This window comes from Streptomyces sp. NPDC004658, assembly GCF_040609555.1.
Lineage (GTDB): Bacteria > Actinomycetota > Actinomycetes > Streptomycetales > Streptomycetaceae > Streptomyces.
Window position 1 is genome coordinate 20671 of the sequence record NZ_JBEXKG010000045.1, and the last position, 11895, is coordinate 32565.

General features: G+C 71.1%; 10 protein-coding genes. All 10 read left to right on the forward strand.

Going from position 1 to position 11895, the window contains the following annotated elements; genetic code table 11:
- Positions 1-242 precede the first annotated feature (242 nt).
- The 10 genes from thrB to ABZV94_RS17965 all read left to right on the forward strand — a co-directional run bounded on the left by thrB (position 243) and on the right by ABZV94_RS17965 (position 11658).
- A complete protein-coding gene (gene thrB / locus ABZV94_RS17920; RefSeq protein WP_356341298.1) occupies positions 243-1160 on the forward strand; it encodes a homoserine kinase in 918 nt (305 codons plus the stop codon).
- Between the two features lie 403 nt (positions 1161-1563).
- A complete protein-coding gene (rho, locus tag ABZV94_RS17925) occupies positions 1564-3582 on the forward strand; it encodes a transcription termination factor Rho (protein ID WP_356341299.1) in 2019 nt (672 codons plus the stop codon).
- Between the two features lie 343 nt (positions 3583-3925).
- On the forward strand, positions 3926-5059 hold the full coding sequence (locus ABZV94_RS17930; RefSeq protein WP_356341300.1) for an LCP family protein: 1134 nt from the start codon (positions 3926-3928) through the stop codon (positions 5057-5059).
- A gap of 159 nt (positions 5060-5218) precedes the next feature.
- Positions 5219-5443, forward strand: a complete 225-nt coding sequence (gene rpmE, locus ABZV94_RS17935) for a 50S ribosomal protein L31 (protein ID WP_014675000.1) — start codon at positions 5219-5221, stop codon at positions 5441-5443.
- Positions 5444-5548: 105 nt separating this feature from the next.
- Positions 5549-6616: a peptide chain release factor 1 gene (prfA, locus tag ABZV94_RS17940; protein WP_356341301.1), complete on the forward strand. Its 1068-nt coding sequence runs from the start codon at positions 5549-5551 to the stop codon at positions 6614-6616.
- Between the two features lie 45 nt (positions 6617-6661).
- On the forward strand, positions 6662-7507 hold the full coding sequence (gene prmC, locus ABZV94_RS17945) for a peptide chain release factor N(5)-glutamine methyltransferase (protein WP_030656095.1): 846 nt from the start codon (positions 6662-6664) through the stop codon (positions 7505-7507).
- A gap of 52 nt (positions 7508-7559) precedes the next feature.
- Positions 7560-8207 carry an L-threonylcarbamoyladenylate synthase gene (locus ABZV94_RS17950; RefSeq protein ID WP_356341302.1) on the forward strand — a complete coding sequence of 216 codons (648 nt, stop codon included), beginning with the start codon at positions 7560-7562 and terminating at the stop codon, positions 8205-8207.
- The gene (locus ABZV94_RS17955) at positions 8204-8881 is read left to right on the forward strand and encodes a low molecular weight phosphatase family protein (RefSeq protein WP_030656097.1); all 678 of its coding nucleotides are present in this window, start codon (positions 8204-8206) and stop codon (positions 8879-8881) included. The genes ABZV94_RS17950 and ABZV94_RS17955 overlap by 4 nt, the downstream gene beginning before the upstream one ends.
- 84 nt (positions 8882-8965) lie before the next feature.
- Positions 8966-10204, forward strand: coding sequence for a serine hydroxymethyltransferase (glyA, locus tag ABZV94_RS17960; protein WP_356341303.1), 1239 nt, complete (start codon positions 8966-8968; stop codon positions 10202-10204).
- Between the two features lie 128 nt (positions 10205-10332).
- The gene (locus tag ABZV94_RS17965) at positions 10333-11658 is read left to right on the forward strand and encodes an MraY family glycosyltransferase (protein WP_356341304.1); all 1326 of its coding nucleotides are present in this window, start codon (positions 10333-10335) and stop codon (positions 11656-11658) included.
- Positions 11659-11895: the final 237 nt, after the last annotated feature.

Consider the following 11895-nt stretch of genomic DNA (forward strand, 5'->3'; position numbering starts at 1 on the left):
GCCCGGTCCGCGACATCCGCGACATCCCTGACAGGGTGCACAGGGGGCTTGCGACACGCATCGTGCGCCTCCTGTGCGCCCTATGTCGCCACAGAACCTTCCTTCGATAGGCTGTACCGAACCCCGCCCGTCGCCCACGTCCTCGCACATGGGCGACGCCGCGCCGGCCGCGCGGCCCGAGGGTCTTACGTACGTATCGAATGTCTTCGACAGTCACGCAGCTCAAGGAGAGTCAACGAGCGATGGCCGGTCCAGCGTTCCGCGCCGCCGCCGTCCGGGTGCGCGTTCCCGCCACCAGCGCCAACCTCGGTCCGGGCTTCGACGCCCTGGGCCTCGCGCTGGGGCTGTACGACGACGTGGTCGTCCGGGTGGCCGACTCCGGGCTGCACATCGACATCGCGGGAGAGGGCAGCGAGACCCTTCCGCGGGACGAGAGCCACCTCCTCGTCCGCTCCCTGCGCACCGCCTTCGACCTGCTGGGCGGGCAGCCCCGGGGCCTGGAGATCGTCTGCGCCAACCGCATCCCGCACGGCCGGGGCCTCGGCTCCTCCTCCGCCGCCATCTGCGCCGGGATCGTCGCCGCCCGCGCGGTGACCATAGGCGGCGAGGCCCGTCTGGACGACGCGGCACTGCTGGAGCTGGCCACCGAGATCGAGGGCCACCCCGACAACGTGGCCGCCTGTCTGCTCGGCGGCTTCACCCTGTCCTGGATGGAGGCCGGCGCCGCGCGGGCCATCAGGATGGAGCCGCACCGTTCCATCGTTCCGGTGGTTTTCGTGCCCGGGAAGCCGGTCCTGACCGAGACCGCGCGCGGCCTGCTCCCGCGCTCCGTGCCGCACGTCGACGCCGCCGCCAACGCGGGCCGCGCCGCTCTGCTCGTCGAGGCCCTGACCAGGCGCCCCGAGCTGCTGCTGCCCGCCACCGAGGACCGCCTGCACCAGGAGTACCGCGCGCCGGCCATGCCGGAGAGCGCCGCGCTGGTGGAGCGGCTGCGCGCCGACGGCGTCCCGGCCGTGATCTCGGGCGCCGGGCCCACCGTCATGGCGCTCGCCGACGCCGGCAGCGCCGACAAGGTGTCCCACCTCGCGGGTGAGGGCTGGGCCGCCAACCGGCTGGACCTCGACGTCCAGGGAGCGAGCGTGCTGCCGCTTGCGACCTGACACACGGTTGCCGGATTTGGAGAGGGGGAATGTTTGTTGGATCCGGTAGTGTTAACCTCAAGTCTGCACCCGACCCCACCATGGCGAGGTGCCTCGTGTCCCCGTCCGGGACAGACATTCTTCCGGGAGCCTCCCGCGCCACTCCGTGTTCCTTGCGCCGTACCTGGGCAGTACGTCGTATGCGAGCACTGAGCGGGCCGCCGGGCACGCTTCGGAATCGGTGCTACCACGCCACGTGACACTGGGTGCCACGGCTCGCGGAAGCGCCATCACCGCACATTTCTTCCGCCGCTTTGGCGGACCACCGCCCCGGCACGGTTCACAGAAGACAGGACCGTAGCCGGACAGCACAACCGGTCGCCGAGCCAGACAGGCCGACGTCCGCTCCAGGGAAGGACCCTTCGTGAGCGACACCACCGATCTGATGGGCGCACGTGTCGAGGAGACCGCTGCCGCGCCCGCCACGGACGCCTCCGCGCCTGCCACCGGTGCCGGCTCCCGGCGGCGCCGCGGTACCGGCCTCGAGGGCATGGTGCTGGCCGAGCTGCAGCAGGTCGCCTCGGGCCTCGGCATCAGGGGCACCGCGCGGATGCGCAAGAGCCAGCTGATCGAGGTCATCAAGGAGGCGCAGGCCGCCGGGGGTGCCCCCGCTGCCAAGGCCGACACCGCCACCGAGACCAAGCCGAAGCGCCGGGCCACCTCCAAGGCCCGCACCGGCGAGTCCGCCGAGAGCGGCGAGAGCACGGCGAAGAAGGGGGAGGCCAAGAACGAGGCCCCCGCCGAGAAGGCCGTGGCCCAGCAGCAGATCGAGATCCCCGGCCAGCCGGCCTCCGACGACGTTCCGACCGAGCGCCGTCGCCGCCGCGCCACCGCCGAGGCGGGCAGCCCGGCCGCGAACGGCGCCGACACCGTCGCCGCCGAGGCCAAGAGCGAGCCCAAGGCCGAGACGCCCGCGCAGCAGCAGTCGCAGCCGCAGGGCGAGGCCAAGGGCGACGCCGACGGCGAGGGCCGTGGCCGCCGGGACCGCCGCGAGCGCGGCCGGGACCGTGACCGCGACCGCGACCGCCGCAACAAGGGTGACGACCAGCAGGGTCAGGGCGGCGGCCGTCAGGACCGTCAGCAGCAGGGCCAGCAGCAGGGCGGCGGCCGTCAGGACCGCAACACCGGTCCGCAGGACGACGACGACTTCGAGGGCGGCCGGCGCGGCCGTCGCGGCCGCTACCGCGACCGCCGGGGCCGTCGTGGCCGCGACGAGATCGCCGAGCCGCAGCTCGCCGAGGACGACGTCCTGATCCCGGTCGCGGGCATCCTGGACATCCTCGACAACTACGCCTTCATCCGGACCTCCGGCTACCTGCCCGGCCCGAACGACGTGTACGTCTCCCTCGCCCAGGTCCGCAAGAACGGCCTGCGCAAGGGCGACCACGTCACCGGTGCCGTCCGCCAGCCGAAGGAGGGCGAGCGCCGCGAGAAGTTCAACGCGCTGGTCCGCCTGGACTCCGTCAACGGCATGGCGCCCGAACACGGCCGTGGCCGCCCGGAGTTCAACAAGCTGACCCCGCTCTACCCGCAGGACCGGCTCCGTCTGGAGACCGACCCGGGTGTCCTCACGACCCGCATCATCGACCTGGTCTCGCCGATCGGCAAGGGCCAGCGCGGTCTGATCGTGGCCCCGCCGAAGACCGGTAAGACCATGATCATGCAGGCGATCGCCAACGCGATCACGCACAACAACCCCGAGTGCCACCTGATGGTCGTCCTCGTCGACGAGCGTCCGGAAGAGGTCACCGACATGCAGCGGTCGGTCAAGGGCGAGGTCATCTCCTCGACCTTCGACCGTCCGGCCGAGGACCACACGACCGTCGCCGAGCTGGCCATCGAGCGGGCCAAGCGCCTGGTCGAGCTGGGCCACGACGTGGTCGTGCTGCTCGACTCGATCACGCGTCTGGGCCGCGCCTACAACCTGGCCGCCCCGGCCTCCGGCCGCATCCTGTCCGGTGGTGTCGACTCGACCGCGCTCTACCCGCCGAAGCGGTTCTTCGGTGCGGCGCGCAACATCGAGGACGGCGGCTCGCTGACCATCCTGGCCACGGCTCTCGTGGACACCGGGTCCCGCATGGACGAGGTGATCTTCGAGGAGTTCAAGGGCACCGGCAACATGGAGCTGAAGCTCGACCGGAAGCTCGCCGACAAGCGCATCTTCCCGGCGGTGGACGTGGACGCGTCCGGTACCCGCAAGGAGGAGATCCTGCTCGGCAACGAGGAGCTGGCCATCGTCTGGAAGCTCCGCCGCGTCCTGCACGCGCTGGACCAGCAGCAGGCGATCGAGCTGCTTCTCGACAAGATGAAGCAGACCAAGTCGAACGTCGAGTTCCTGATGCAGATCCAGAAGACGACGCCGGCGCCCGGCAACGGCGACTGACGGTTCCGACCGACGGCTCGTCCTTGAGGAAGCCCGCCCCCGTCCGCAGCGACGGGGGCGGGCTTCCGGCATAAAGGCCGCAAGCGAGATCTTTGCCACAGGGGGCACGGCGGGCACCGGCTCCGAGGTGTGCGATCACGGGCGCCGAATCCGCAGGTGAGCGCCGTGCACCCGCAGCGGGCGACTACGCAGCGTGCCCGTCGCCGTACGCGGGGGGCGCGGTGCGTCGTGCAACCCTTTCCCGAGTTCCCCCGTCTGACCGGGCGGAGCGACGATGGAGCGGTGACGACCGCGCCTGACCCTGACCTCAGGGGGTAACCGACCGACGAGACCTAGGAGCGATGTGGTCGCCGAGAGTACGCCTCAGCCCGCCATAACCGAGCCGGGCACGACCTCGCGCCGCCGGGGCAAGGGCCGCCGCCGCAAGGCGCCCAGCACGGGGCGCAGGGTGCTGCGCGCGACCGCCTGGACGGCGGCCGGCGTGGTGGTGCTGGGCGGGTCGGGCGCCGGGTACCTGTACTTCAAGCTCAACGGCAACCTCCACAGCGTCGACATCAACCAGGCCCTCGGCAGCGACCGGCCCTCGAAGGTCGACAACGGCTCCCAGAACATCCTGGTCCTCGGCTCGGACACACGCTCCGGCAAGAACAGGAAGCTCGGTGGCGGCACGGACGACGGCAGCGCCCGCTCCGACACGGCGATGATCGTCCACGTGTACGAGGGCCACAAGCGGGCCAGCGTGGTCTCCATCCCCCGGGACACCCTGGTGGACCGCCCCGAGTGCACCGACACCAAGGGCGCCGTCCACCCCGCCGCGTCCGGGGTGATGTTCAACGAGGCCTACTCCACCGGTGGCGCGGCCTGCGCGGTCAAGACCGTCGAGTCGATCACCGGCATCCGCATGGACCACTACCTGGAGGTCGACTTCCAGGGCTTCCAGAAGCTCATCGACGACCTGGGCGGGGTCCGGGTCACGACCACCAAGGACATCGACGACCGGCAGAGCCACCTGGACCTCAAGGCCGGCACCCACACCCTGGACGGCGAGCAGGCCCTCGGTCTGGTCCGCACCCGGCACGGCGTGGGCGACGGCTCCGACCTCGGCCGCATCCAGCTCCAGCAGGCCTTCATCAAGGCCCTGATCGAGCAGGTCAAGCACGTCGGCGTCTTCACGAACCCGAAGAAGCTGTACGACCTCGCCGACACCGCCACCAAGGCCGTCACCACCGACTCCGACCTCGGCTCGGTGAACTCCCTGATCGACTTCGCCGACGGCCTGAAGGGCATCGGGCCGTCCCGTATGAAGATGGTCACGATGCCGGTGCGGTACGACCCGGCCAACCCCAACCGCGTCCTCCTGGCCAGGACCCAGGCCCAGTCGGTCTGGAACGCCCTGAAGAACGACCGGCCGATCCCGGCCTCGGCCACGAAGGGAACGGCCACCGGCGAGGCAGGCGGCGTGGTGAGCGCCCCGTAGGGGGCGCGGGAACCCGGGCGCGCGCCTCAGGAATAGAACAACCGCACCCCCGGTTTTGGGGGATGGCCCCAGTCCTGGCAGACTGGTACGTCGGCTCCGGTTCACGCTCCCGCATCCCGTGGTGGCGACCCGGCGCCCTCCCGAAACCTAGGAGACACCTTGAAGCGCGACATCCACCCCGCGTACGTCGAGACGCAGGTCAGCTGCACCTGCGGCGCGTCGTTCACCACCCGCAGCACCATCGAGTCCGGCACCATCCGGGCCGAGGTCTGCTCCGAGTGCCACCCGTTCTACACGGGCAAGCAGAAGATCCTCGACACCGGTGGCCGTGTGGCCCGCTTCGAGGCCCGCTTCGGCAAGGCTGCCGCCGGCTCCAAGAAGTAGCGAGCCCCATTTCGCCGGTCCACGGTCACGCCCTCACGGGGGTGTGCCCGGGACCGGCGTTTTTGGTCGCCCGCCCTTCCCTTCACCGCAGTACAGGAGCCCAAGATGTTCGAGGCCGTCGAGGAACTCGTCGCCGAGCACGCCGACCTGGAGAAGAAGCTCGCCGACCCGTCGGTCCACGCCGACCAGGCGAACGCGCGCAAGCTGAACAAGCGCTACGCCGAGCTGACCCCGATCGTCGCCACGTACCGCTCCTGGAGGCAGACCGGCGACGACATCGAGACGGCGCGCGAGTTCGCCGCCGACGACCCCGACTTCGCCGCCGAGGTCAAGGACCTGGAGAAGCAGCGCGAGGAGCTGACCGAGAAGCTGCGCCTGCTGCTCGTCCCGCGCGACCCCAGTGACGACAAGGACGTCATCCTGGAGATCAAGGCGGGCGCCGGCGGCGACGAGTCGGCGCTGTTCGCGGGGGACCTGCTGCGCATGTACCTGCGCTACGCCGAGCGCGTCGGCTGGAAGACCGAGATCATCGACGCCACCGAGTCCGAGCTGGGCGGCTACAAGGACGTCCAGGTCGCGGTGAAGGCCCGCGGGCAGACCGAGCCCGGCCAGGGCGTGTGGGCCCGGCTGAAGTACGAGGGCGGGGTGCACCGCGTGCAGCGGGTCCCGGCCACCGAGTCCCAGGGCCGTATCCACACCTCCGCCGCCGGTGTCCTCGTCACCCCCGAGGCCGAGGAGGTGGACGTGGAGATCAACCCCAACGACCTCCGCATCGACGTCTACCGGTCCTCCGGCCCGGGCGGCCAGTCCGTCAACACCACCGACTCCGCCGTGCGCATCACGCACATCCCGACCGGAGTCGTCGCCTCCTGCCAGAACGAGAAGAGCCAGCTGCAGAACAAGGAGCAGGCGATGCGTATCCTGCGCTCCAGGCTGCTCGCCATGGCGCAGGAGGAGGCGGAGAGGGAGGCCGCCGACGCCCGCCGCAGCCAGGTCCGCACCGTGGACCGCTCCGAGAAGATCCGCACCTACAACTTCCCGGAGAACCGCATCTCGGACCACCGCGTCGGCTTCAAGGCGTACAACCTCGACCAGGTCCTGGACGGCGACCTCGACGCCGTCATCCAGGCCTGTGTCGACGCCGACTCGGCGGCGAAGCTCGCCGCCGCCTGACCGCCGTACGCACGCACGAGCACGAGTACGACACGGAGGACTCGCGTGAACCTGCTGCTCGCGGAGGTGGCCCAGGCCACCCAGCGGCTGGCCGACGCCGGCGTGCCCTCGCCGCGCACCGACGCGGAGGAGCTCGCCGCGTTCGTGCACGGCGTGAAGCGCGGCGAACTGCACTCCGTGAAGGACGCCGACTTCGACGCCCGGTACTGGGAGGTCATCGCCCGGCGTGAGCAGCGCGAGCCGCTGCAGCACATCACCGGGCGGGCCTACTTCCGGTACCTGGAGCTCCAGGTCGGGCCGGGGGTGTTCGTGCCCCGGCCGGAGACCGAGTCGGTGGTCGGCTGGGCCATAGACGCCGTGCGTGCCATGGACGTGGTCGAGCCCTGCATCGTCGACCTGTGCACCGGCTCCGGCGCCATCGCGCTCGCCCTCGCCCAGGAGGTGCCGCGCTCGCGCGTGCACGCCGTGGAGCTGTCCGAGGACGCCCTGGTGTGGACCCGCAAGAACATGGCCGGCTCCCGTGTCGACCTGCGCCAGGGCGACGCGCTGACCGCCTTCCCGGACCTGGACGGCCAGGTCGACCTGGTCATCTCCAACCCGCCGTACATCCCGCTCACCGAGTGGGAGTACGTCGCCCCGGAGGCCCGCGACTACGACCCGGAGATGGCGCTGTTCTCCGGCGAGGACGGCCTGGACCTCATCCGGGGCATCGAACGCACCGCGCACCGGCTGCTGCGCCCGGGCGGTGTCGTCGTGATCGAGCACGCCGACACCCAGGGCGGCCAGGTGCCGTGGATCTTCACCGAGGAGCGGGGCTGGGCCGACGCGGCCGATCACCCCGACCTCAACAACCGCCCGCGGTTCGCCACCGCCCGCAAGGCGCTGCCGTGAGCACCCCCCAGTTCTCAACCCCGCAGTACGTGTACGAGGAGGCCAGCTAGACATGGCACGGCGATACGACACCAATGACGCGACCGACCGCGTGACGGGTCTGCGCGAGGCCGCGTCCGCCGTCCGCCGGGGCGAGCTGGTGGTGCTGCCGACCGACACGGTGTACGGCATCGGCGCCGACGCGTTCTCCTCGGAGGCCGTCGCCGACCTGCTCGCGGCCAAGGGCCGGGGCCGCAACATGCCCACCCCCGTCCTCATCGGCTCCCCGAACACCCTGCACGGCCTGGTCACGGACTTCTCCGAGCTGGCCTGGGAGCTGGTCGACGCGTTCTGGCCCGGCGCCCTGACGATCGTCGCCAAGCACCAGCCGTCCCTCCAGTGGGACCTCGGCGACACCCGCGGCACGGTCGCCGTGCGCATGCCGCTGCACCCGGTCGCCATCGAACTTCTGACCGAGGTCGGCCCGATGGCCGTCTCGTCGGCGAACCTGACGGGCCACCCGGCGCCGGAGAACTGCGACGCCGCCCAGGAGATGCTCGGCGACTCCGTCTCCGTCTACCTCGACGGCGGCCCCACCCCGGGGAACGTGCCGTCGTCCATCGTGGACGTCTCGCGCGAGGTGCCGGTGCTGCTGCGCGCGGGCGCGCTCTCCGCGGAGGAGCTGCGCAAGGTCGTACCCGACCTTGAGGTGGCGAATTGACGGCCCCTGAAGCGGGGCGTGGCATAGGCGGCGGGGGCTACAGCGCGGAGGAGACGACCACGTTCGGGTTTCCCCGCGACACCTTCCGCATCCTCCACGTCAGCACCGGCAACGTGTGCCGCTCGCCCATCACCGAGCGGCTGACCCGCCACTTCGTCGCGGAGCGGCTCGGCGTGCTCGGCGGCGGGCTGATCGTGGAGAGCGCCGGCACCTGGGGGCACGAGGGCGCGCCCATGGAGGCCCACGCGGAGACCGTCCTGGCCGAGTTCGGGGCGGACGCCTCGGGCTTCGTCGGCCGGGAGCTGCTGGACGAGCACGTGATCATGGCCGACCTGGTGCTGACCGCCACCCGCGACCACCGCGCCCAGGTCATCTCCATGGGCCATTCGGCGGGCCTGCGCACCTTCACCCTGAAGGAGTTCACCCGCCTGGTCCGGGCGATAGATCCGGCCACCCTGCCGCCGTTGGAGGACGGCGTGGTCATGCGGGCGCGGGCACTGGTCCGCGCGGCGGCGGCGCTGCGCGGCTGGCTGCTCGCCCCGACCGCCGAGGCGGACGAGGTGTACGACCCGTACGGCGCCCCGCTCACCTTCTTCCGGTCGATCGGCGACGAGATACGGGACGCCCTGGACCCGGTGGTGACGGCGCTGACCGGGGTTCCGGCACGAGCGTAGGGCGCGTGGCCGCAATACCGGGCGCCCCGGACCTGCCCGGCCTACATTGGGGTTACGTCACCGTCGACCGCCCGGGAGCCCGCCATGTCGGTCACCCATCCCCTTGAGACCGACGTCTTGCGCCGGCAGGACCCGGCGATGGCCGAGATCCTCCTGGCCGAGCTGGAGAGGCAGTCGACCACGCTCCAGCTGATCGCCGCCGAGAACTTCTGCTCGCCGGCCGTGCTCGCCGCCCTCGGCTCCGCGCTCGCCAACAAGTACGCCGAGGGCTACCCCGGCGCCCGGCACCACGGCGGCTGCGAGCTGGTCGACATCGCCGAACGCGCGGCCGTCGACCGGGCCAAGGCCCTGTTCGGCGCGGAGCACGCCAACGTCCAGTCGCACTCCGGCTCCTCGGCCGTCCTGGCGGCCTACGCGGCCCTGCTGCGCCCCGGCGACACCGTCCTCGCCCTCGGCCTGCCCTACGGCGGCCACCTCACCCACGGCTCCCCGGCGAACTTCTCCGGCCGCTGGTTCGACTTCGTCGGTTACGGCGTCGACGCCGAGACCGGGCTGATCGACCACGAGCAGGTGCGCCATCTGGCCCGCAACCACCGGCCCAAGGCGATCGTGTGCGGCTCCATCGCCTACCCCCGGCACCTGGACTACGCCTTCTTCCGCGAGGTCGCCGACGAGGTCGGGGCCTATCTGATCGCCGACGCGGCGCACCCGATCGGTCTGGTCGCGGGGGGAGCGGCGCCCAACCCGGTGCCGTACGCGGACATCGTGTGCGCGACCACCCACAAGGTGCTGCGCGGTCCGCGCGGCGGGATGATCCTGTGCGGCGCGGAGCTGGCCGAGCGCGTGGACCGGGCCGTCTTCCCCTTCACCCAGAGCGGCGCCCAGATGCACACCATCGCCGCCAAGGCCGTCGCGTTCGGCGAGGCGGCGACCCCGGCGTTCACCGTGTACGCCCATCAGGTGGTCGCCAATGCGCGGGTGCTGGCCGGTCATCTGGCGGCGGAGGGCCTGGTCGTGACGACCGGCGGCACGGACACCCACCTGATCACCGCCGACCCCGTCCCGCTCGGTGTGGACGGCCGTACCGCCCGCGGCCGGCTGCTGGCGGCGGGCCTGGTGCTGGACTGCTGCGCGCTGCCGCACGGCGACGGCCGCGGGCTGCGCCTGGGCACGGCCGCGGTGACCACCCAGGGCATGGGGGAGCCGGAGATGGTGCGGATCGCGGCGCTGCTGGCGGCCGTGCTGCGCGGCGAGACGGAGCCGGCCGCGGCACGGGAGGAGGTACGGGCGCTCACCGGCCAGTTTCCGCCGTATCCCGGCTGAAGCGGGGTAGCCGACGGGGGTGCACAGCTACGCGTGCAACCATCGTCGCTACCCGGAAGTCCTCATCCATATGCGTCCGTCGCTAGGGTGTGGGGCTGTGATGGCCAGCGAGACCTGTGGGGAAGCCCGTGCGTGAATACCTGCTGACGCTCTGCATCACGGCTGCGGTGACGTACCTCCTGACAGGGCCGGTACGGAAGTTCGCGATCGTGGCCGGGGCGATGCCGGAGATCCGGGCCCGGGACGTGCACCGGGAACCCACTCCGCGCCTCGGTGGTATCGCGATGTTCTTCGGGCTGTGCGCGGGTCTGCTGGTCGCCGACCACCTGACCAACCTCAACGAGGTCTTCGCGAAGTCCAACGAGCCGCGGGCGCTGCTCTCCGGCGCGGCCCTGATCTGGCTGATCGGCGTCCTGGACGACAAGTTCGAGATCGACGCGCTGATCAAGCTGGGCGGTCAGATGATCGCCGCGGGTGTGATGGTCATGCAGGGTCTGACCATCCTGTGGCTGCCCATCCCCGGCGTCGGCAACGTCGCGCTGACCCAGTGGCAGGGCACGCTGCTGACGGTCGCGCTGGTGGTCATCACGATCAACGCGGTGAACTTCGTGGACGGCCTGGACGGCCTCGCGGCCGGCATGGTGTGCATCGCGGCGGGCGCGTTCTTCCTGTACGCCTACCGGATCTGGTACTCGTACGGCATCGAGGCCGCCGCCCCCGGCACGCTGTTCGCGGCGATCCTGATGGGCATGTGCCTGGGCTTCCTGCCGCACAACATGCACCCGGCGCGGATCTTCATGGGCGACTCCGGCTCGATGCTCATCGGCCTGGTGCTGTCGGCCGGCGCGATCTCGATCACCGGCCAGGTGGACCCGGACGCCCTGGCGCTGTTCACGGGTTCGGAGAAGGCGGCGGTCCACCAGACGGTCCCGGTGTACATCCCGCTGCTGCTGCCACTGACGATCATCGCCGTGCCGGCCGCCGACCTGGTGCTGGCGATCGTGCGCCGCACCTGGCGCGGCCAGTCGCCGTTCGCCGCCGACCGCGGCCACCTGCACCACCGCCTGCTGGAGATCGGCCACTCGCACAGCCGGGCCGTGCTGATCATGTACTTCTGGTCGGCGCTGATCGGCTTCGGGGCGCTGGCGTACTCGGTCAACTCGGCGTCGATGTGGATCGTCCTGGGCGTGGTCTTCCTGAGCGCGGTCGGTCTGGTCCTGCTGCTGCTCCCGCGCTTCACCCCGCGGGTGCCGGTGTGGGCCCAGCGGTTCGTGCCGCCGCGGTACCGCAGGCGCCGCCGGGCTCCCGAGGCCGTCGCGGCGGCGGAGGCCGCCACCGCCGCGGAAGCGGAGGCTCCGGGTGGCGAGGAGCGGACCCCGGTCACGGCCGGTGCCGCGGGCGTCAACGGGGCGACGGCGATCGGCGCCAGGTCACGATTCCTCGATCGCCGTTGACGACCAAGGTAAGAATCTGACTAGAGCATTGCCAACTCGTGGGGGAGCAAAGACCCCCAATACCAGACAAGTGGGCGCGGTTTTTGCACAGACGCGCACTGTCACTCTCATGTGTGACAGCAAGCACACCCACCAGGTAAAGACCTCATCAAATAGTTTGTGATACGGTTCACGAGAACCCCGGATAGAACCGAAGGACCCGAGTGCGACGGTCCATTGGTGTGAGGTCTCGATCAC